The organism is Aeromonas sp. ZOR0001, from assembly GCF_000801015.1.
GTDB classification, from domain to species: Bacteria; Pseudomonadota; Gammaproteobacteria; order Enterobacterales; family Aeromonadaceae; genus Aeromonas; species Aeromonas veronii.
Window position 1 is genome coordinate 79,488 of record NZ_JRJY01000037.1, and the last position, 20,923, is coordinate 100,410.

General features: G+C 59.1%; 17 protein-coding genes. 6 read left to right on the forward strand and 11 right to left on the reverse strand.

The window, feature by feature from the left end; translation table 11 throughout:
• Positions 1-10 precede the first annotated feature (10 nt).
• Genes miaA through L972_RS04790 form a run of 6 tightly spaced genes read right to left on the reverse strand, consistent with a single transcriptional unit; the run spans position 11 to position 6,714 of the window.
• Positions 11-940 (reverse strand): tRNA (adenosine(37)-N6)-dimethylallyltransferase MiaA, encoded by a 930-nt coding sequence (miaA, locus tag L972_RS04765; protein WP_047436147.1) that lies wholly within the window; start codon positions 938-940, stop codon positions 11-13.
• Positions 930-2,804, reverse strand: coding sequence for a DNA mismatch repair endonuclease MutL (gene mutL, locus L972_RS04770; protein ID WP_047436274.1), 1,875 nt, complete (start codon positions 2,802-2,804; stop codon positions 930-932). Before mutL ends, miaA begins: the two co-directional genes overlap by 11 nt.
• A gap of 3 nt (positions 2,805-2,807) precedes the next feature.
• Positions 2,808-2,987: a hypothetical protein gene (locus L972_RS04775; RefSeq protein ID WP_047436150.1), complete on the reverse strand. Its 180-nt coding sequence runs from the start codon at positions 2,985-2,987 to the stop codon at positions 2,808-2,810.
• A 16-nt stretch (positions 2,988-3,003) separates the two neighbouring features.
• Positions 3,004-4,695 (reverse strand): N-acetylmuramoyl-L-alanine amidase, encoded by a 1,692-nt coding sequence (locus L972_RS04780; protein ID WP_047436275.1) that lies wholly within the window; start codon positions 4,693-4,695, stop codon positions 3,004-3,006.
• A gap of 23 nt (positions 4,696-4,718) precedes the next feature.
• The gene (gene tsaE / locus L972_RS04785) at positions 4,719-5,192 is read right to left on the reverse strand and encodes a tRNA (adenosine(37)-N6)-threonylcarbamoyltransferase complex ATPase subunit type 1 TsaE (RefSeq protein ID WP_047436153.1); all 474 of its coding nucleotides are present in this window, start codon (positions 5,190-5,192) and stop codon (positions 4,719-4,721) included.
• A 10-nt stretch (positions 5,193-5,202) separates the two neighbouring features.
• Complete coding sequence (locus tag L972_RS04790) at positions 5,203-6,714, reverse strand: bifunctional ADP-dependent NAD(P)H-hydrate dehydratase/NAD(P)H-hydrate epimerase (protein ID WP_047436156.1); 1,512 nt, start codon at positions 6,712-6,714, stop codon at positions 5,203-5,205.
• 60 nt (positions 6,715-6,774) lie between these two features.
• Here L972_RS04790 and queG point away from each other — a divergent pair, with 60 nt between their 5' ends.
• A complete protein-coding gene (gene queG, locus L972_RS04795) occupies positions 6,775-7,929 on the forward strand; it encodes a tRNA epoxyqueuosine(34) reductase QueG (protein WP_047436159.1) in 1,155 nt (384 codons plus the stop codon).
• A 111-nt stretch (positions 7,930-8,040) separates the two neighbouring features.
• Positions 8,041-8,781, forward strand: a complete 741-nt coding sequence (gene ppgK, locus L972_RS04800; protein WP_005349265.1) for a polyphosphate--glucose phosphotransferase — start codon at positions 8,041-8,043, stop codon at positions 8,779-8,781.
• A 104-nt stretch (positions 8,782-8,885) separates the two neighbouring features.
• On the opposite strand, the gene L972_RS04805 is transcribed toward ppgK, so the two are convergent.
• Positions 8,886-9,341 (reverse strand): hypothetical protein, encoded by a 456-nt coding sequence (locus L972_RS04805; protein ID WP_047436160.1) that lies wholly within the window; start codon positions 9,339-9,341, stop codon positions 8,886-8,888.
• Positions 9,342-9,846: 505 nt separating this feature from the next.
• Between L972_RS04805 and metN the strand changes: the two genes are divergently transcribed.
• The 4 genes from metN (at position 9,847) to rfaH (ending at position 12,947) form a co-directional block, all read left to right on the forward strand.
• Complete coding sequence (metN, locus tag L972_RS04810; protein ID WP_042080560.1) at positions 9,847-10,890, forward strand: methionine ABC transporter ATP-binding protein MetN; 1,044 nt, start codon at positions 9,847-9,849, stop codon at positions 10,888-10,890.
• The gene (locus L972_RS04815; protein ID WP_005339070.1) at positions 10,871-11,524 is read left to right on the forward strand and encodes a methionine ABC transporter permease; all 654 of its coding nucleotides are present in this window, start codon (positions 10,871-10,873) and stop codon (positions 11,522-11,524) included. Before metN ends, L972_RS04815 begins: the two co-directional genes overlap by 20 nt.
• Positions 11,525-11,549: 25 nt before the next feature.
• Complete coding sequence (metQ, locus tag L972_RS04820; protein ID WP_005339072.1) at positions 11,550-12,350, forward strand: methionine ABC transporter substrate-binding lipoprotein MetQ; 801 nt, start codon at positions 11,550-11,552, stop codon at positions 12,348-12,350.
• Positions 12,351-12,446: 96 nt separating this feature from the next.
• Positions 12,447-12,947 carry a transcription/translation regulatory transformer protein RfaH gene (gene rfaH / locus L972_RS04825; protein ID WP_005339074.1) on the forward strand — a complete coding sequence of 167 codons (501 nt, stop codon included), beginning with the start codon at positions 12,447-12,449 and terminating at the stop codon, positions 12,945-12,947.
• 59 nt (positions 12,948-13,006) lie between these two features.
• Here the strand turns inward: rfaH and L972_RS04830 are convergent, their stop codons facing one another.
• The 4 genes from L972_RS04830 to L972_RS04845 all read right to left on the reverse strand — a co-directional run bounded on the left by L972_RS04830 (position 13,007) and on the right by L972_RS04845 (position 20,883).
• Positions 13,007-14,983 (reverse strand): HAMP domain-containing methyl-accepting chemotaxis protein, encoded by a 1,977-nt coding sequence (locus L972_RS04830; protein ID WP_047436165.1) that lies wholly within the window; start codon positions 14,981-14,983, stop codon positions 13,007-13,009.
• A gap of 39 nt (positions 14,984-15,022) precedes the next feature.
• Positions 15,023-16,234, reverse strand: coding sequence for an EAL domain-containing response regulator (locus L972_RS04835; RefSeq protein ID WP_047436168.1), 1,212 nt, complete (start codon positions 16,232-16,234; stop codon positions 15,023-15,025).
• Positions 16,215-20,456, reverse strand: a complete 4,242-nt coding sequence (locus L972_RS04840) for an ATP-binding protein (protein ID WP_047436172.1) — start codon at positions 20,454-20,456, stop codon at positions 16,215-16,217. Before L972_RS04840 ends, L972_RS04835 begins: the two co-directional genes overlap by 20 nt.
• A gap of 223 nt (positions 20,457-20,679) precedes the next feature.
• A complete protein-coding gene (locus L972_RS04845; protein WP_047436174.1) occupies positions 20,680-20,883 on the reverse strand; it encodes a hypothetical protein in 204 nt (67 codons plus the stop codon).
• Positions 20,884-20,923: the final 40 nt, after the last annotated feature.

The following is a 20,923-nucleotide window of genomic DNA, read 5'->3' on the forward strand; positions in this document are numbered from 1 at the left end:
ACAGGGAGTGTCAAGCCGCACCAGCGCGAGCAAGCACGCGGTCGAGATTGCCAGACTCACCAGATTCCAACCAGGTCACATCGGGCCAGCCGCGCAACCAGGTCATCTGTCGTTTTGCCAATTGGCGTGTGGCAACAATGCCACGATAACGCATCTCATCATACCCTACTTCACCGCACAGGTAGTCCCACATTTGGCGATAACCCACACAGCGAATGGAGGGGAGATCCGGGTGCAGATCGCCGCGCGCCATCAGCGCACGAACCTCCTGTTCAAAGCCGCCTTGCAGCATCTTGTCAAAGCGCTGTTCGATCCGCTGATGCAGCACGGCGCGTTCGCTCGGGGCGATGGCAAACTGCTGCACCCGATAGGGCAAGCCCTCCCCCTGCACTTGCGTCAACTCGGTAAGGGTCTTGCCGCTGATACGGTAGACCTCCAGCGCCCGAGAGAGTCGCTGCGGGTCATTGGGGTGGATCCGCGCACCGGCCACCGGGTCGATGCGCACCAGCTCATCGTGCAGCGCCTGCCAACCGAGGCGGGTAGCCTCTTCCTCAATCCCGGCACGAATGGCGGGATCGGCAGAGGGCAATGGGGACAACCCCTCCAGCAGCGCCTTGAAATAGAGCATGGTGCCGCCCACCAGCAGCGGAATGCGGCCGCGATCGGCGATCTCTTTCATCTCCCGCAGGGCATCCTTGCAAAAATCGGCTGCCGAATAGCTCACAGCGGGATCAAGAATGTCGATCAGCCGGTGCGGGGCCCGCGCCAGCTCATCGGCAGTCGGCTTGGCCGTACCTATATCCATGCCGCGATAGATCAGTGCAGAATCGACGCTGATGATGTCGCAAGGCAATGCCTGGCACAGTTCAATGGCGAGATCCGTCTTGCCGGAGGCCGTCGGCCCCATCAGAAAAATTGCGGTCGGCAAGTCACTCGCCATGTTCAAACTCCTCCAGCACGGTCGCCAGCGAAAGGGGGCGCACCATGCGAATGTCTGCCAGTTGGTCACTGAAATCTGTCACAAGTTCCGTCAGCAGACGACTGGCAGTTGAAAAATCGTATATCTTCTCGCGGCTTATCCCCTGCTCCACCAGCCATTGGCATAATACTTCAGCCTGCTGACCAGCATCACTGTCAGATCCGCCCTCGATAATTTGCAGCAATTCGGGTAACAGACGCACCAGATCGGTCTGGCGCAGCAGAGCCGGCACCCGAGTCAGGATCATGGTGTCGCGCCCCCCGCTTTTCAACTCCAGCCCCATCCGTTTCAGCAAACGTTCCTGCTCGGTCACCAGCGCAATCAAATTCTTCGGCAATTTGAAGGAGACCGGCAGCAACAGTGGCTGGGCCGCCAGTCCCTGGCCCCAGGTCTCCAGCAGCCAGTGGCGCAGCAGTACCCGCTCGGCGCGTACCAGCGAGAGCAGCGCCAGCTGATTATCCCTCTCGATCAACAGGTAGGCCTGCTCCACCAGTGTCAGGGCGCGACATCCCCCCTGTTTGGGTGACGGCACTGTGTCGGTGGGCTGTGCGGGAACAGCCTCAGCCGCAATTGCGATAGGCAGCGTAGTGAGCAGAGCGCCCATGCCGCGCATCACCTCCCGGCTTGGGGGCTCGGGCGGTTGATAGTTGCTGACCCTGCCTGCACCACCACCGTTCCCTTCCCGCACCTGTGCAGGTGCCCGGTAGCTGTGCTCGGCACCGTACCACTCCGGGCGTGGCGCCTGACCGGGATATTCGATCTGCGGACTGACCGGCAACTCGACCAGAGTTTCGGCCAGCGGCGCGTCCTGATGAGCGGCGCTGACTCCTTCGCGGCGCAGCGCAGTAAACAACGCCTGAAAGATAAAGTCGTGGATCAGCCGCGCCTGATGGAAGCGCACCTCATGCTTGGCCGGGTGGACGTTGACATCCACCTGACGGGGATCCAGCTCGATATAGAGCACATAGGCGGCGAAGCGGTCGGGAGGCAACAACTCGTCATAGGCCTGACGAATAGCGTGATTGATGAGCTTGTCGCGCATCATCCGGCCGTTTACGTAGGTGTATTGCAGATCGTTTTGCGGTCTTGCCCCCTCCGGAGTCGCCAACCAGCCCCACAAACACACATCGCTGTGTTCGCTCTCCACCGCCAGCGCATGGTGCATGAAGGGGGTGCCGCAAACGGCGGCGAGGCGACGCTCCTGCTCCGGCACGGTATTGGCGGCCTTGTACTGGCGCACCACCTTGCCATTGTGGCGCAGGATCAGGGTGGCATCGAAGCGGGAGAGCGCGATGCGGCGCACGAGCTCGTCGATGTGGGCAAACTCGGTCTTTTCGCTGCGCATGAACTTGCGCCGCGCGGGGGTATTGAAGAAGAGATCCACCACCTCCACCGTGGTGCCCACCGGATGGGCCGCCGGCTTGATGGTGACGCTCATCTCGCGCCCTTCCGCCTGGGCTTGCCAGGCTTCGGACTGATCGGCGGTACGGGAGGTGAAGGTGAGACGGGAGACCGAGCTGATGGAGGCGAGCGCTTCACCGCGAAAACCGAGGCTGTTGATCCCTTCCAGATCATCCAGCGTGGCCACCTTGGAGGTTGCATGACGCGACAGCGCCAGTACCAGCTCATCTTTGGCGACACCGCAGCCGTTGTCACGGATGCGGATCAGCTTGGCGCCCCCCTTGTCGATGTCGATCTCGACCCGGTCGGCCCCCGCATCCAGGCTGTTCTCCACCAGCTCTTTCACCACAGAAGAGGGCCGCTCCACCACCTCTCCGGCTGCAATCTGGTTGGCCAGAATGGGTGGCAAAATACGGATCGGCATCATTTACTCCTGAATTTCTATCTTGCGGATGGTCAGTCTCTTAAGGCTCCAGGAGGGCCGCTCCACCACCTCTCCACCAACCGGAATCTGGTTGGCAAGGATAGGGGGCAATATACGGATCGGCATCGCTGACTCCTGAATTTCAATCTTGCTGATGGTATTCGCTAACAGCGGGAGCGGCATCACCCGCTCCCGCGCGTCAGTTTTGCGGAATGTAGAGCACCTGCCCTACCTGAATATTCCGCGACTTGAGCTTGTTGATCTCTACCAGCCGAGCCTGACTCAGCCCATGTTTCTCGGCAAGGCGGGAGAGACTCTCGCCCCGCTTGACCACATGGCGGATCATCTGCGACTTGTCGTCACTGCGAACGGGAGCAGCAGCGCGGCTCTGCCCCTGCTGGGGAATATAGATGGTCTGACCAATCTGAATATCCCGGCTGCGCAGCTGGTTGATCTCCACCAGAGTGGACTGACTCACTCCATGCTTCTCGGCAAGGCGGGAGAGGCTCTCACCCCGTTTGACCACATGGCGGAGCATCCGCGATTTGTCATAGTCCCCCACACTGCTGACCGGTGCACCGCTCTCTTGCGCTGCCGCCGAGTAAGGCTTGATCACTCCGGCACCAGAGCCGCTCGCCGTGCCGCTGTCGCGGGCAGTAGCGGGCATCTTGTTGGTCACTACCGGCTGGGACTGTGCCTGCCTAGGCTGGCTCACCGGCTGCCGGGCTACCGGTGCAGGGCGAGTGGTCGCAGCAGGTTGGCTCACCTGCCCCTTGCCGGTCAGCATGGCCCCCTTGGTCGGGTGGGCGCGGTAGTAGTTGCGGATCCCCTCGAAGATGGCGCGGGCGAGCTGGTCCTGATAGCTGGCGGTGGCCAGCAGCTTCTCTTCCGCATGGTTGGAGATAAAACCGGTCTCCACCAGCACCGAGGGAATATCCGGCGCCTTCAGCACCGCCAGACTGGCATGCTCCGGCGCCTTCTTGTGCAGTCGGGCAACCTTGCCCATGGAACGCAGGATCTGGCGGCTGACGTCATACCCTTCGGCACGGGACTTGTCCATGGAGAGGTCGAGGAAGGTCTGCGCCAGATAGGGGTTGGGATCAGATTCCGCCAACACCTTGCCGACACCGCCCAGCAGCTCGCCCTGCTTCTCCTGCTTCTCCAGCCAGCTGCCCATCTCGCGGTTGGCACGGTTGGTCGAGAGGACCCAGACCGAGGCGCCGCGCGGGGTCGAGTTATGAAAACTGTCTGCATGGATAGAGACCAGCAGATCCGCCTTCGCCTTGCGGGCAATCTCGGAGCGCTTGTTGAGGTCGACGAAGTAGTCGCCACGACGGGTCATCACGGCGCGCATCCCCGGCTCGCGGTCGATCAGTGCCGCCAGCTTCTGGGAGACCGCCAGCGTCACCCGTTTTTCATAGGTACGGCGCGGGCCGATGGAGCCCGGGTCTTCCCCGCCGTGGCCCGGGTCGATGGCAATCACCACCCCTTTGCCCTTGCCACCGACAGGCGTGGATTGCACTGCTGCCGCCGAGCGCTTCTCTTCATAAGGGAGGTCGATGACCAGACGGTGGCCATAGGGCCCGGCTGGCGCCAGCGGAAAGACCACCGGCTTGATGGCGGAGCTGAGATCCATCACCAGCCGCAGACCGCCCTTCTCCAGCGGAGTGCTCTGGCGGATCTTGCGCACCAGTTCGCTGTTGTTCTCGATCCGGGCCAGATTGGCGGCGTTGCTCGCCCCTTTCAGATCGATCACCAGCCGATCCGGGCCGGTGAGGGTGAAGTAGTTGAAATTGGGAGCGCTGCTCATATCGAGCACCACCCGGGTGTTATCCGGTGATGGCCAGATTCGTACGCTCTTGAGCTGATTCGCCCAAGAGGGTAACGCCATCAAGGAGAGAGCAATAACAAGGATCAAGCGCACGTAGATGACAACCGTTCCAGAATGGCTTCGCCAATAGCAGAGCGAGCCTCTATCAGAACCTCGCGCTGCTCGCCTACATAAGTGAGGGTAATTTCCAGGTCGGGAGCCGGTAACCAGCCCTCGCCCTTCTCGGACCACTCCACCAGACAGAGTGTGTTGGCGGCAAAATAGTCCCGAATGCCCATGAATTCCAGCTCTTCCGGATCAGTCAGGCGATAGAGATCAAAATGGTAGACCTGCCAGCCATCGAGCTCGTAGGGCTCGACCAGAGTGTAAGTCGGGCTTTTTACCTTGCCCTGATGGCCAAGTCCCTGCACCCAGCCGCGGGTCAGGGTGGTTTTACCGGCGCCAAGCGTGCCATGCAAAAACACTGTGGTCGCCTGCTGGCAGGCCTGTGCCAGACGGCCACCCAGTGCCACGGTTGCTGCCTCGTCCGGCAGTGTCATCATCAACTGTTTTGCCATGTTCTTCTTTTTAACTTGTAATGGTGTCGGGATTAACCAGTTTGCGGATCAGCGGCAGCAGATCTGACGCCAGCATGCCCCGCTCGCCGTCGGCGGCGGCCTGATCTGCAGCCTCGCCATGGATCACGGCGCCCAGCCAGCTTGCCATAGTGGCAGACCAGTCCTGGGCCAAAAGGGCGGCGATTATACCAGATAACAGATCACCCATGCCGCCACTTGCCATGCCGGGATTGCCTTCACAACAGAGAGCGACCCGCTCGCCGTCATAAATAAGTGTTCCCGCCCCTTTTAACAACACCACACCGCCATAACGCCGCTGCAGCGCCTGCACGGCGGCAAACCGGTCGGTTTCAATCTCGGCAATGGTGCATCCCAGCAGGCGCGCCGCTTCGCCGGGATGGGGCGTGAGCACCCAATTATCCTGATGGCGGGGAGATTGCGCCAGCCAATTCAATCCATCGGCGTCCAAAACCAGTGGCAACCGACCGGTGAGATAACGGGTGATTTGCGCGCTTCCCCACTCATCCTGACCGAGCCCGGGGCCGATGACCCGCACCGACGCCCACCCCTCGTCATCTGCGGTAGTGAGACTCATCAGTTCGGGTTGATAGAGGCTGACCGGCGGATGTTCCGGATGCTGACACACCCGCACCAGCCCGGCCCCCGCCCGCAGGCAGGCGCGGGCCGCCAGCACGATGGCCCCCTGCATGCCGCGATTGCCCCCCACCAGCAGCACCTTGCCATAAGAGCCCTTGTGGGAAGCGCGCGGGCGCGGGGTCAGCTGTGTGCTCAGCTGCGGATAATCGATACGCCAGGCGGCGGGCAACATAGTGTCATCAGGCGTGACGCCAAGGGGATCACAGTCGAGCTGGCCGACACAATCCACCCCATCGCCGGTGAGCATCCCCTGCTTGATACCGATAAAGGTGAGAGTGCGAGTGGCCTGCACCACGGCCCCCATGGCACGGCCGGTATCGCCGTTGAGGCCGGAGGGGAGATCCACCGCCAGCACGGGCACAGCCAAGCCATTGATTGTTGCGACGACCTTTGTCAGTAGTGGCGAGAGGGGCGTGTTGACGCCGGTGCCAAACAGGGCATCGACCACCAGATCCGGGGCGGAGTGTTGGGTATCATCAAACTGCTCGGCCAGCCAGACCCGACCACCGGCCGCCAGCCACTCATCGGCAGCCCGTCTGGCATCCCCCTTCAGCTGGTCGGGTGCTCTGGCGGCAATCACCACCACCTCGATGCCAATCTGGCGGGCAAGGCGGGCCAGCACATAACCATCACCGCCGTTATTACCGGGGCCGACGAAAATCCACCAGCAGCGACTGTCGGGCCAATGCAGGGTGGCATAGGTGCGCAGCGCGGCACCGGCTCGCTCCATCAGGGCATAGAGAGGTTGCCCCTCACGCGCAGCCCAGTTGCGCTCCAGTGCGCGGATCTGTTCAGTCTGCCACAGCCCCTGTGGTAAACTGCCCGCCTCTTTTGTGCCCAACGCGCCCCTGATGATCTCTACCATGACGGCTCCCGCCTCTTATCAATCGACCCACGCCAGCAAACACCGGCCAGGCCAAGCTGCATGAGCGCACCTGACTTCCACCAGCTGGCCCACGATATCAAGCTCTGGGCACGGGAGCTAGGATTTGACCAGGCGGGCATCACCGACACCGATCTGCGTATCGAAGAGCCGAGATTGCAGGCCTGGCTGGATGCGGGCTATCACGGCAGCATGGATTACATGGCGCGCCACGGCATGATGCGGGCGCGCCCCCACGAACTGCTGCCGGGCACGGTGCGGGTGTTGTCGGTGCGGATGAACTACCTGCCGTTCGAAGCGGGCTTCGCCGCTACCCTGCGCGATCCAACTCTCGGCTATATCAGCCGCTATGCCCTCGGCCGTGACTACCACAAGGTGCTGCGCAACCGGCTCAAACAGCTGGGTGATCGCATCGAAGCGCGCTGCGCCGAGCTGTTTCAAGGCACTGAAGAGACCTTGGGTGAGTGGCGCCCCTTCGTCGACTCCGCCCCCATCCTCGAGCGGCCACTGGCAGCCAAGGCGGGCCTAGGCTGGGTTGGCAAACACTCACTGCTGCTCAACGAATCGGCCGGCTCCTTCTTCTTTCTCGGTGAGCTGTTGCTCAACCTGCCGCTGCCGCTCGACCAGCCAGTGGAGAAGGAGCAGTGCGGCAAGTGTGTCGCCTGCATCAACATCTGCCCGACCGGCGCCATTGTCGCCCCCTATGTAGTAGATGGCCGCCGCTGCATCTCCTATCTCACCATCGAGAACGACGGCCCTATTCCGGAAGAGTTCAGGCCCCTGATGGGCAACCGCATCTACGGCTGCGACGACTGCCAGCTCATCTGCCCCTGGAACCGCTACGCCGATGCCAGCCCGGAGCCCGATTTTAGTCCTCGCCCAAGCCTGCACCGCCCGCCCCTGCTGGCGCTGTGGTGCTGGAGCGAGAGCGATTTCCTCAAACAGACCGAGGGAAGCCCGATCCGCCGCATCGGCTATCAACGCTGGCGCCGCAATCTGGCGGTCGCCCTTGGCAATGGCCCGGCGACCCCCGAGGTGATCGCCGCCCTGCAACTGGGGCTGACCACCGCCGAGCCCATGGTGGCCGAACATATCGAATGGGCGCTAACCACCCTTGCCCGGCGTCAGGATGAAGAGAACAAGAAGACCCGTTTGCTGATCCGCTGCATCGAAAAAGGTCTGTCGGATCACGCATAAGTGATCTGCCCCTTGCCGGATTGCAGCACTTTTTTCATGCTCTGCCGACCTGCAGTGCCCATAACAGCGTGGTCACTGCAAACTGGTCGGCACACAACAAGGACAACACAGATGCATATGTTGGGAGTGGATATTGGAGGCTCAGGGATCAAGGGCTGTCTGGTCGATACCAAAACCGGCGAATTGATTGGCGAGCGCCATCGCATTGCCACACCGCAACCGGCCACCCCGGCCGCCATCGCCCATACCCTCAAGGCGCTGGTCGAACACTTCGACTGGAAAGGGCCGGTGGGCTGCGGTTTTCCCGCCACCATCCACAACGGAATTGCCAAGAGTGCCGCCAACATCGACAAGAGCTGGATCGAAACCGATGCCGAGCATCTGTTTGCCGATGTCACCGGCAAGCCCTGCTATGTGCTGAATGATGCCGATGCCGCCGGTCTGGCCGAGATGCGCTTTGGGGCCGGCAAGGATCGCAAGGGGGTCATCATCCTCATCACGGTCGGTACCGGTATCGGCACCGCCATCTTCGTCAACGGCCATCTGCTGCCCAACACCGAGCTGGGCCATCTGATGCTGGAAGGAATGGTCGCCGAGCACTACTGCTCCGATGCGGCGCGCAAACGGGAAGATCTCTCCTGGAACCGCTGGGGCAAGCGTTTCAACAAGTATCTGGCGCGCCTCGAGTTTCTCTTCTCCCCCGACCTCTTCATTCTGGGGGGCGGCAGCGCAGCCAAGCTGGATAAGTTTGTCGATCGCATCGAGACCCGGGCGCCGCTTATTCCGGCGGCCAGCCTCAATCAGGCGGGCATTATCGGGGCCGCCCTCTACGCGGCCGAGCAGCAGGGCTAACCGACGCTCACTGCAAGTCAGCAGATACCAATGGAAAGGGCTCGGCACTGCTGCCGGGCCCTTTTGTTTTGCGGCCATCTTGCGTGTTTGGAGCTTATCACCCGTTACATGTCGTCGAATCGATGCACCCCGTGCACCAGCCGAGTCAGGCGGGTCTGCTCCAGCCCGGCCAGATTCTCGAGCAAAGCGGTGGTGGCCGGTGTCGGGCACTCCCGGGCCAGATGACTCAGCTCGCCCACCAGCTGCTCTTCCCAGCGGCATACCTGAGTGACGATATCCTGAGTCTGGACTGATGCCAGCAGCTCGAAGCGGGTAATGGCAGGCAGCATATCCTCACTGAAACTCTGGTTCAGCCAGGTCTCCCTGACCGCCTCTCCCAGCTGAGCAGCATATTCGTGCAGATGGGCACTGGCCGCATCCTCACGCCCTTGCAGATAGACCAGCAACATCCGGCTGCGTTCGCTGTCCACCTGACTGGTCAAACGCCCGTAACAGAGCCCGAGCTGATGGTGAACCTGTTCAAGATAGTGCAGCAACTCTTTGATCTGTTGGAATCTCATCGCACAGCCCTCCATGCTTGTCGACATCATCAGTATAAAAAACCGGCGCCACCGACCCAATCCCTATCCGAGCCCCCCTTGCGCTGCATCAAGGTTGACACCGACAAAGTGGCGATCAGGTGATCCGGTCGAGAATAGGGAACGATTTGTGCAGCAATTTGTGTAACGATGGAGGAGCATTAAGCTCGACAGCAGATGTGAACAGAAACGGGCTGACACACTAATAAAACCAGCATTTACCGTGTATAAACCATCTTTAATTCGGTTATCTGTCGCAGGGACGAAACAGGATCTGGAAGAGCAACAATACCATCCTGATCGTTATCCGCCTGACAGAAATCCTTATCACTTTTTTAGACGTCTAGACGTAAAAACATGCGTTGACATGGCCATCCAGACATCTTAGCATCATCCTCCATGATGACAGAGTAACCCAGTGGAACCTCTGCCCAATTTCCCCGCCTGTAGCGCCCTGTGCTTTAAGGCTGTTAGCACGGAAGAATCCATGATTAAGTTGATCGGTCTCAACAAAGTCTACGGTACAGGCAGTGACGCCGTGCACGCCCTGCGTGATGTGAGTCTGCATGTACCCCAAGGCAAAATTTTCGGGGTGATCGGTGCCTCCGGTGCCGGCAAGAGTACCCTCATTCGTTGTGTCAACCTGCTGGAGCGCCCGACAGAGGGTCAAGTCATCGTTGATGGCCAGGATCTGGTCGCCCTGAGCGAACGGGATCTGACCCAGGCTCGCCGCCAGATCGGGATGATTTTCCAGCACTTCAACCTGCTTGCCTCCCGTACCGTGTTTGCCAACATCGCCTTTCCGCTGGAGCTGGCAGGCTGGAGCAAAGAGAAGATCCAGCAACGGGTTGCCGAGCTGCTGGCGCTGGTCGGGCTGGAAGCCCGTGCCCATGCCTATCCGTCCGAGCTTTCCGGCGGTCAGAAACAGCGCGTCGCCATTGCCCGCGCACTGGCACCGGCCCCCAAGGTACTGCTGTGTGACGAGGCCACCTCTGCTCTCGACCCGCAGACCACCCGCTCGATCCTGACCCTGCTCAAGGAGATCAACGTCAAGCTGGGGCTCACCATCCTGCTCATCACCCACGAGATGGATGTGGTGAAAGGGATCTGTGACGAAGTGGCCATCATCAGCGACGGCCGTCTGATCGAACAGGGCGAAGTGGCCTGGTTCTTCAGCAACGCCAAGACCCAGCTGGCCCGTGACTTCATCCACTCCACCATCCATCTGGAGGTACCGCAGGAGTATCAGGATCGGATGAGCAGCGAGCGGGTGCCGGGCAGCTACCCGCTGGTGAAGCTTGGCTTTACCGGCAGCACGGTCGATACGCCGCTGATCTCCGAGGCGAGCCGCCGTTTCAATATCGACATCAGCATTCTGAGCGCAGACATCGAATACGCCGGTGGCGTCAAATTCGGTTTCCTGCTGGCCGAGCTGTTCGGGGATGAAGCCCAATGCGAGGCCACCCAGCAGTTCCTTATCGACAACCACATTCAGCTGGAGGTAATGGGTTATGTCCGAAGCCATGATTAATCTGCTCATCACGGCCCTGGGCGACACCCTGATCATGGTGTTTGCCTCCGCCCTGTTCGGCTGCCTGCTGGGTCTGCCGCTCGGCGTGGCACTGCATGTGACCAAGGCGGGCCAGATCCTGGCCAACCCCTTGCTCAACCGTACTCTGGGTATGGTGGTCAACGTGGGTCGCTCGGTGCCCTTTATCATCCTGCTGGTCGCCATCATTCCGCTAACCCGGCTGATTGTCGGCACCAGTATCGGCACCATCGCTGCCATCGTGCCGCTGACTGTCGGTTGCATCCCCTTCATCGCCCGTCTGGTGGAAGGGGCCCTGATGGAAGTGCCGGACGGCCTGCTGGAAGCGGCCAAGGCAATGGGCGCCAAGCCGTTGCAAATCATCACCAAGGTGCTGCTGCCCGAGGCCCTGCCCGGCATCCTCAACAGCGTCACCATTACCCTCGTCACTCTGGTGAACTACTCGGCCATGGCCGGGGCCATCGGTGGCGGCGGTCTGGGGGATGTGGGTATTCGTTATGGTTATCAGCGCTTTGACCCGACCGTCATGCTGGTGACCGTGGTTATCCTGGTAGTACTGGTTCAACTTATCCAGAGCGCGGGTGAGCGCCTGGTCAACAAATGTGATCATCGTTAATCGTCGATTTCTGACAGGAGGTTTTATGAAATTTGGCATCAAATCCGTTGCGGCTGCCCTGCTGGCTGGTCTGGTTCTGGCCGGTTGCGGTCAAAAAGAAGAGAGCAAGGTTCTGAAAGTGGGCGCTATTGCCGGCCCCGAGACCGAACTGGTTGAAGTGGCTGCCAAGGTCGCCAAAGAGAAATACGGTCTGACAGTCGAGGTGGTCAACTTCTCCGACTACGTCACCCCGAACGTGGCGCTTAACGATGGGAGCATCGACGTCAACGCTTTCCAGCACAAACCCTATCTGGATGCGCAGGTGCGTGATCGCGGCTTCAAGCTGGTGCCGGTTGGCAACACCTTCGTCTACCCGATTGCCGGTTACTCCAAGAAGATCAAGGCGCTGAGCGAGCTGCAAGATGGCGCCCAGATCGCGGTACCGAACGATCCGACCAACCTGGGCCGCTCCCTGATCCTGCTGGCCAAACAGGGCCTGATCACCCTGAAGGATGGCGCCGGTCTGGAAGCCACCGTGCTGGATATCGCCAGCAACCCGCGCAACTTCAAGATTGTGGAACTGGAAGCAGCCCAACTGCCGCGCTCGCTGGAAGACGTGGACTTGGCCATCATCAACAACACCTTCGCCGGCCAGATTGGTCTGACCCCGACCGAGAACGGCCTGTTTGTTGAAGACAAAGAGTCCCCGTACGTCAACCTGATCGTCGCCCGCGACAACAACAAGGATGACGAGAAGGTCAAACAGTTCGTACAAGCTTTCCAGACCGATGATGTTTACAAGAAAGGTCTCGAGCTGTTCAAAGGTGGCCTGGTAAAAGGTTGGTAATTGCTCACTCGGCAAAAAAGGCCACGCAATGCGTGGCCTTTTTTATTGGCGCCGCTATCATATCCGCGAGCACGGCAACACGAACATACTCATAACATGAAAAAATGGTATCTGGCCTACTGCAAGCCAAAAGAAGAGGCCCGCGCCCGCGCCCACCTCGATGCCCAGGGTATCGAATCCTATTACCCCATGGTGGAGATCGAGAAGCTGCGCCGGGGCAAGCGAGTTCCGGTACGGGAACCCATGTTCCCCAACTACCTGTTTATCTTTGTCGATCTGGAAGAGGTGACACCGGTCACCCTGAAATCGACCCGCGGCATCAGCCGGATCATCCACTTTGGCAGTGAATGGACCCCCATCAGCAGCAAGCTGGTCTATCAGCTGATGAGCCGCGATGACAGCGATGAGGCGAGAGCCAGCTACGCCAGCCTGCCCTGCTCGGGCGACAAGGTGCTGATTGAAGAGGGGCCGTTAGCTGGATTCGAAGCCATCTATATGGAGCCGGATGGAGAGAAACGGGCGATTTTGCTGGTCAGCCTGCTCAACCGAGAGACTACCAGCAGCTTCGACAACCACACCTTCAGACGTCTGGACTAAGCCCACGGGCCAGACGGCCCGGTGAATGGCAATAGCAATGGCGGGATGCTCCCGCCACCTCACGCATCAAGATCAAAACGGGCGATGACCGCCTTCAGCTTGCCGGTATCACCAGCCAGTCTGGCTACGATCTCCTCCCCCTGCTGACTGCGCTGACAGGATTGCCGACTGAGCGCAGCAATGTCATCGACCGTCCCGGATACCTCGGCGGCCACCCGCGACTGCTGCTCGGTTGCCACCGAAATGGCCTCCAGCTGGCCCGACAGCGATTGTACCAGCTGGTTCATGGCACTCAGGGTATCTGTCACCAATCCAACAGCATCCCGCCCTTGCTCCACCAACCGGGTACCGCTGCTGACGGTACTTACCGTCTGGCGAGTCTGCTGGGAGATGGCCGCAATAGTCTGGCTGATCTCGGCGGTTGATTGATGGGTGCGGGTCGCCAGCTGGCGTACCTCATCGGCTACCACCGCAAAACCGCGCCCCTGCTCGCCTGCCCGCGCCGCTTCTATCGCCGCATTGAGTGCCAGCAGATTGGTCTGCTCCGCAATGGTGGCGATCACCTCGGTGATCTGCCCCACCTGTTCACTTTGATGCTCCAACAGCCCCATGGCTTCGTTGGCCTGTCCAATCATGGCGGCAATCTGCTGCATGGTATCGCTCATTCGCGCCAGCGCGGCCTCTCCCTGACGGGTCTGCTGCCGCACCTGATGGGCTCCATCCGCCACACCGGCAATGTTGCCAGCCACATCACGAGCACTCACTGACATCTGATCGATAGCCGCCGCCACCGCATCGACCCGCTGATCCTGCTCCGTCAGATCCACCACTATGGCTCTGGTGGTGCTGCCCACATCGAGACAGGCCACCTCGACCTGCCCCACTGCGCCCTGCAACTCCCCGACCAGATGATGTAACTGGGCAGACATCCGGTTGATGGAGCCAGTCAATTCTCCCAACTCATCCTGCCCTGTGATTGGCAAGGGCTCGGCCGCCAGCCGACCATCCGCAACCTGCCCCGCCCGGGTCACCAGACAGGCAATGTCACGGGTCAGACGGCGACTAAAGAGCCATGCGACCACCATGCCAAGCACGATGGCGCTGCCGGTAGCCAACAGCAGAGTCTGGTTGATGGCCCTCCCGGCTCCAGTCATCTGCGCCGAAATCTGATCCACCTCAGCACGGGTTTTCTCCACCTGCTGGACCAGCTGCTCGCTGAGGCTGGACTGCATCGGCTCGATGTCGGTGGCCATCAGGTAGTTTGCCTGATCCCAATCCGGCGCCTGGCGTTTCTCGATCACCTGCCCCACCAGCTCGGAGAAAGGGGTCGCCATCTCTTCAAACAGTTGCCAGAGGCTCTGCTGGGTGTCGGTAAAGAGCGCGGCTTGCTGTTTAACCTCAGCCACACGCTGCTGATGAAACTGGTAGTAATCCTGATACTTGCTGCGGTATTCGGGGTCACCTGAGATAAGAAAATCCCGCAGGGCAGAGAGGGCGTTGGCGAGGCTGTTGTAGGCATCCCCCACCTGTTTGAGCAGCATGCGACGATCGCCGGAGAGTTGATCCTGCGGAGTGCCAACTTCTTCATTGGCAAAGGATTGCAACTGATCGAGCGCAGCCTCCGCTAACGGCCCCGCCTCCTGCAGCATCAGAGTGTGAGCGGGCAGATTCTCTTCGCTCTGGGCTATGGTCCACACCTTATCCTGATTGCTTTTGAAGGTCTCGAGAGACTTGGCGAGCGCCGGACGGAAGGCCTGATGGGCAATGGCCTGCCAGGCCGACTCCCACTCCTGCTTGAGGCGGGAGGCCTGAGCCGGATCCTTGCCGAGGATAAGATAGCCACGCAAGGCGGAAACGGTGGCAACCAGCGCCTTCTGGCTCGTTTCATCCCGCTGCAGGGCGGGCAGCGCCTGCTCCAGCAGGGTGTGTTGGGCCTGATTGATCTGGGTCAGCCGGTAATAGACCAGCGTGGAGGAGAGCAGGATCAGCAGGTTGATAAAACCGAAGCTGAGCAGCAACTTGCTTGAGATTTTCATGAACATCCTTGTTCAAACGGAGGGATCCAGCCAACAGAATCAGATAGATATCAGTGTAGGCAATCTATCTTGCCAAGTCCGGTGCCAATTAGCCAATTCACTGCGCGGCATCGGGCGGGCAGAGAAAAATCCCTGACAGAGGTCACAACCGAGCTGAGCCAGCACTCGCCAGGTCGCCTCATCCTCTACCCCTTCCGCCACCGACTTCAGCCCCAGCTTGCGGGCCAACTCGATACTGGACTCGATGATAGCCAAACGTGACGGATCGGCATGGCAGTGATCGACGAAAGAGCGATCCAGCTTGAGTTCGGTGAACGGCAACAGTGCCAGCTGCTGCATCGAGGAGTAGCCGGTACCAAAATCATCGATGGAGAGGCCAAAGCCATGCATCCTTAGCCGGGTCAGCACCTCCAGAGACTTGCCCAGATCCTGCACGAATGCGCTCTCAGTCACCTCGAGGGTGATGAGCTCAGGATTGATACTCCAGCGCTTGCACTGATCAATCAATAAGTTGCAAAGATCCCCTTCAATGAGTGAGGTGGTGGAGAGGTTCATCGACAGATTGAGTGACAACCCGGTTTCCTCCCATAAATGACCATCACTCAGAGATTTGCTGATGATCACCTCGGTCAACGGATCGATAAGCCCGTTGTGCTCCGCCAGTGAAATAAAACGCCCGGGCGGGATCAGGCCAAACTCGGGGTGTTGCCAGCGGGCCAACGCCTCCATCCCGACCCACTCGCCGGATGCAAAACTCACCTTGGGCTGATACCAGGGCAGCAGTTGATCTTGTTCGATCGCCCGACGCAACTCATCGAGTCCTATTCTGTGCCCCTCTTCTTCTCTGACTGGTTCCTGCCGGGGTGACCAAGCCTGGATAAGCCGCTGGAGCTGCTGCGGCGTTGAGGGTTTCTCTATGCGACCGAGCACCTGCAAGCCATAAGCGGTACTCATACGCAATACGGCTTCCACCACATCCCCCTCAAGCGCGCTGGAGAGGATAATGCCGCCCTGAAAACCACCCAGCGACAGGCGGTGCAACAGCGCCATACCATCCATTCCGGGCATTCGCAGATCGCAAAACAGGATATCGACGTTGTGTTGCTGGCTAAGCGCCAACGCCTCGACACCATCAACCGCTTCCAGCAGATTCTGGTAACCCAGGCTGCGGATCTGGTGCAGCAGCGCCTTGCGCTGAAATCCATGGTCTTCCACGACCATGATGACCAACTCATGTTGTGCTTTTTTCATCGAGCCATAATCCAATGTCGTGGGCAATCGCCGTCATCAACCTCTGCACTGTGCTGACCAGATCGTCGAGCTCGTCGAGCCGCTTCAATCGCGCAGCCGATTCCAGCATGGCAGCCTGGCTGGCAAGCCCCTCCAACCCGACCATTCTGGCAGCCCCCTTGATCCGATGGGCAGTCTCTACCAAAGCGCTGGCATCATGACAAATCAGCGCTGCCATCATGGCCTCGCCATCCTGCCGGTTGGAATCGAGATACTCCACCGCCATGGCTCGCGCGGTCAGCTCGTCACCAAACAGCGCTAACCAGCGTTCAGCCTGCATGCCTGCAGCCCCATCAACGGGCGCAACCGCGCTTCTGGTTGGCGTCCTCTCTGCCAGCCAATGGGCCAGCATCTGGCGCAAGATATCCAGCGGGTAGGGCTTCAGTAACATGTCACTCATGCCTGCCTCTACCATACGAGCACTCGCCTCTTCCGACGTATCTGCCGTTACCCCTATGATGGGGGCCGTCACTCCCGCAGCCCGCAGCGCCTTGGTCAGAGCATAACCATCCATCACCGGCATATGGCAATCAGTCAACAGCAGAGAGAATTGCTGTCCCTGCCAGGCCCGCAGAGCCTTCTCGCCATCTTCCACGACCTGAGCCTCGATACCAAGAATGGCTAACTGCCGTGCCAGCAAGGCACGATTGACCGGATGATCATCGGCCACCAATACTTTGCCACCCAGCTTCTCTGCAAGCGCAGGGAGGATTGGTGTGACCCGCTCCTGTAGCAATTCGTGGCAGCTCTCCAGCAGAAGATCCGGATAGAGAGGAGATAGACCCAGGCGCCACCATTTCTGTTCACCAATCCGACCCCGTAACGCCTCATCGGGTGACGCTATGATCCCCTTCAGCGCAGAGTGTTGCAGCCAGCTTTGCCATTCCCCCCCAAGCGCTTGCTCAAGCCACCGTTGATCGGCCAACAGCAACCCTTCCAGTGAGCGACTGAGCTCATTGGCCCCCAAGTACCTGAGCTTGGCCCCCTGCCGTACCATGGCCGCTTCGAGATTGGTGTCATCGCTGAAAAACCACCATTCTGTGTCAGCCAGAGCAGGGGGATCCCACTGCGGATTGGTAAGCGGTACGGTAAAGCGGAAACAGGAGCCCTCTCCTGCCTTGCTGGTCAGTGTCAGTGCCCCCCCCATTTTGCATACCAGCTGCTCACAGATTGCCAACCCCAGTCCGGTGCCACCAAAACGACGGTTGATATCTGACTCCACCTGCTCAAAAGGCGTGAACAGCAGCGCCTGCTTCTCTTCGGCGATCCCGATACCGGTGTCACTGACACTGATGGTCAGTTGCTCGCTCAGGTAGCTGACCCAGATAGTAATCCCCCCTTGTTCGGTAAACTTCACCGCATTGTTGAGCAGGTTGGAGATGACTTGACCGATACGCACCCCATCGATGTCGGCCCAATCCGGCACATGGTGCTCCCACTCCAGCACCACGTGGAGCCCCTTGTTATGAGCCAGTGTCGCATGGCCACGAATGGCATCGCAGATCACCGTTTGCAACCGGCTGCTCTGGTAATTCAACTGCAACTGACCCGCTTCTATCTTGGAGAAATCGAGGATGTCATTGACCAGATAGAGCAGGTTGTTGGTCGAGGTAACCACATTGCGCACCATAAAACGCTGGTCGTCGTTGAGCTCGCTCATTTGCAGCAATTCGAGCATGCCATGCATGCCTGAAATGGGTGTTCGTAGTTCATGGCTCATGGTTGCCAAAAAGCGGCTGCGAGCCTGCATCGCCTGCTCGGCATAGGCGCGAGCTTCGCGCAGCTCATATTCCTGTTGCTTGAGGGCAGTGATGTCCTGAATCACCCCGTTAAGGATCAGTGCCTGCTGCTCCTGTCTGACAAAGTTGCCACGCACTTGCAGATAGCGATCTCCATCAGGTTGCTCCACCTTGACCTCCAGATCGAGGGGCGCCAGAGTCTCGGCATGATTGGCCACCTTGCTGACAAAATCCTGGAGCGCCTCTTCGGTAAAGCCGAACACCTCACCACCCGATTCGGCATTGAACAGGTCCTGCCGGGAAGCCCCGAGGATCTCGCTGGCCCCCTGAGAAGCATACAAAAACCGCCCCTTGCCGGGTCCTTGCCACAAATACTGATAGACCACCCCAGGCATGCTGTCGGTAATCTGGGTAAGGCGATTTTCAGCCTGACGGGCGCGCTCCTCCGCCTCTTTGATCCGGCTGACATCGGTCAGTACTGTCAACACCCCCAGCATATTGCCATCGGGATCGCGATAAGGACGTTTGGCATAGATAACATGGCAGGGCGTACCATCAGCTCGCTGGTTGCTCCCTGCCCCCTCCAGATCCTGTCCGGTCTGCCACACCCAGCGCTCTTCTTCCAACACACTGTTTCTGAGTGCCTCGGGCATGCTTTGCAGCTCCTCACTGCTACTGCCAGCACCGAGGAAAGCATCGCGATAGGCCTGATTGCACAAGGTGATCCGCTGCTCGCTATCACGTAGCGCCACCATGGTTGGAAGTGAGTTGAGCAAGGTCTGCACAAACAGCAACTGTTCGTTCAGCTTGTCCTCTGCGATTTTCCGCTGCGCAATCTGGCGACGCAAACTGCGAGCCCAGAGCATCACCAGTAAACCGCTGACAAGCAAGGCGCCCCCCCCTATGGCCAACCACTTGTAAATCAGGGTGTAATCAGACTCGATATTGACCGACACATTGAGCCAGCGTCGTTCCAGCAGTTGCCACTCCTCATCCGTGATGGTCAGCAGCAACTTGTCCATGATGCGGAGCAACTCGGGCTGAGCATTATCGACGGCCATACTGATAGGTACGGAAAATTCGGGAGAGCTCAGCACCACCTGATACTTATCATTGAACCCCTTCATCGCCTGCTGTCCCAGATTGGTCATGGTCAACAGCACATATTCGGCTCGCCCAGTATCAAGCAAGGTCAGTAAATCGGCATCTTTGCCTCCTTCGATAATATTGGCGCCCAGCGCGTGAATGAGAGAGGCTTCGTAAGAGCCCGTCACACCACCAATCAGACGCCCTTTCAGCTCGACCAACGACTTCAGCGGGCGAGCACCGTGTCTGGCTACAACATAGCTGTCTAACTTCAGATAGGAGGAGGTAAAAGAGGCAAAGGACTGACGATCCTTGAGCGGTGTCATCAAGGGAATAAGGTCCACTTTGTGCTCTTTCAGCATTTTAAGTGACTCCTGCCAGGTATTTGTCGACGCCAGCTCAAAGCGGATCCCGGAGCGCAGACTCAATAACTTCATCAGGTCTGCCGTATAGCCATGCAATTCACCTTCGTCATCGATTTCACTGATGCCGGCAAATCTGGGGGCAACGGCGAACTTGATGACCTTGTTTCTCTGCTTCAGCCAACTAGCCTCATCTGGTTCCAGCAACAGACCAGCGTTGGCGCGTTCATCTTCCTGATGCAACCGTAATCGTGAGTCTGCAACGGGTATCCGTTGATATGCCTGCCAAAGCTTCTCACTCAGCTCTGGCTGGAGGGAACTGGTCGCCATCGTCAACGTGCTGCCAGAAAGCCACCCAGGAGCGACAACCCCCATTGACGCTGGCATTCTCTCCATCTTGAGGGTAACAATTGGCCCCAACTCAAGATATGCATCGACAGCGCCCAGCTTGACCATATAGGTCGCCTCAGTGCGGCTCTCCAGCTCAGTTACATCAGAGATCCCCAAACGAGCCAACTCATTGCAACTGCCAAACCCGCGAATACAGACCCAGCGTAACTTGCGCGCCTGCTCCAGGGTCAATCGCTGATCCGGGGTATGCATTAAAATGGAGCGAGCATAAGAACCGATACTGCCAATAGGGTTTATCCCCTTCAATTCAAGAGCATTACGTTCGACCCCGATTAATGCATCAATCTGGCCGTCTTGGAGAGCAATCTGGGCATCCACGTAGGAGTTGTAGGGGATATAACGCAATGACACGCCCATTTCGGCTGCAATGCGCGAGGCCAGCTCCTTGAGCGGACCGGCATAACGCTGGTTGGGGAGTTGATAGATGAAAGGGAGATAGCCGCCACGGGGAACCCCGATCAGCAGCTCCTTTTGTGCAGTAATTTCGTTACTTGTGCTCTCATCTTGCGGTTGGGGAGCTGCAACAGCCAACATGCCCGTAAACAACAGCAAAATAGGAAGAAAAAGCTGACGAAAGAGCGGCATAAGGTCTTGTCCTGATGAGTAAAACAGATAGGGCTGCCACCTCTAATCTTGCAGATCCTGACGACGCAAGGCGAGAAAACAATCGCAGCTGTTACAAAGAGGGCAGAGAGGATAATACTGAGTCACCAACATGTGAACATGGAATCAACCATAAGATGGAAAAATGGCAGGCATGCAGCCTGCCATTTCACTAGCGAGGGGGATCTTATTCTCCCCCTCGCGATCAGGTTATTCGATTCCCGAGGCGGAAGCCGGTTTGATACTCCCGCTCGCGAACGAGGGCGATTTGACCCTGATATCCTTCCAGCCCGATATCCCTGAGCAGGGCGGGTGACAGATTGACCAGCACGAGACGACGCTCGACCCGGGCAATCCTTCTCTGGACCAGGGATTCAACACTGCGCAGTAAAACCAGTTCGATAGACATGACATTCTCCAGTTGAACATGCGGTTCTCCCGGAGAAAGT

Excerpts from the sequence above, each read along its gene's own strand:
- miaA (WP_047436147.1), bottom strand. The coding sequence starts at position 940 with ATGGCGAGTGACTTGCCGACCGCAATTTTTCTGATGGGGCCGACGGCC.
- mutL (WP_047436274.1), bottom strand. The coding sequence starts at position 2,804 with ATGCCGATCCGTATTTTGCCACCCATTCTGGCCAACCAGATTGCAGCC.
- L972_RS04775 (WP_047436150.1), bottom strand. The coding sequence starts at position 2,987 with ATGCCGCTCCCGCTGTTAGCGAATACCATCAGCAAGATTGAAATTCAG.
- L972_RS04780 (WP_047436275.1), bottom strand. The coding sequence starts at position 4,695 with ATGGCGTTACCCTCTTGGGCGAATCAGCTCAAGAGCGTACGAATCTGG.
- tsaE (WP_047436153.1), bottom strand. The coding sequence starts at position 5,192 with ATGGCAAAACAGTTGATGATGACACTGCCGGACGAGGCAGCAACCGTG.
- L972_RS04790 (WP_047436156.1), bottom strand. The coding sequence starts at position 6,714 with ATGGTAGAGATCATCAGGGGCGCGTTGGGCACAAAAGAGGCGGGCAGT.
- queG (WP_047436159.1), top strand. The coding sequence starts at position 6,775 with ATGAGCGCACCTGACTTCCACCAGCTGGCCCACGATATCAAGCTCTGG.
- ppgK (WP_005349265.1), top strand. The coding sequence starts at position 8,041 with ATGCATATGTTGGGAGTGGATATTGGAGGCTCAGGGATCAAGGGCTGT.
- L972_RS04805 (WP_047436160.1), bottom strand. The coding sequence starts at position 9,341 with ATGAGATTCCAACAGATCAAAGAGTTGCTGCACTATCTTGAACAGGTT.
- metN (WP_042080560.1), top strand. The coding sequence starts at position 9,847 with ATGATTAAGTTGATCGGTCTCAACAAAGTCTACGGTACAGGCAGTGAC.
- L972_RS04815 (WP_005339070.1), top strand. The coding sequence starts at position 10,871 with ATGTCCGAAGCCATGATTAATCTGCTCATCACGGCCCTGGGCGACACC.
- metQ (WP_005339072.1), top strand. The coding sequence starts at position 11,550 with ATGAAATTTGGCATCAAATCCGTTGCGGCTGCCCTGCTGGCTGGTCTG.
- rfaH (WP_005339074.1), top strand. The coding sequence starts at position 12,447 with ATGAAAAAATGGTATCTGGCCTACTGCAAGCCAAAAGAAGAGGCCCGC.
- L972_RS04830 (WP_047436165.1), bottom strand. The coding sequence starts at position 14,983 with ATGAAAATCTCAAGCAAGTTGCTGCTCAGCTTCGGTTTTATCAACCTG.
- L972_RS04835 (WP_047436168.1), bottom strand. The coding sequence starts at position 16,234 with ATGAAAAAAGCACAACATGAGTTGGTCATCATGGTCGTGGAAGACCAT.
- L972_RS04840 (WP_047436172.1), bottom strand. The coding sequence starts at position 20,456 with ATGCCGCTCTTTCGTCAGCTTTTTCTTCCTATTTTGCTGTTGTTTACG.
- L972_RS04845 (WP_047436174.1), bottom strand. The coding sequence starts at position 20,883 with ATGTCTATCGAACTGGTTTTACTGCGCAGTGTTGAATCCCTGGTCCAG.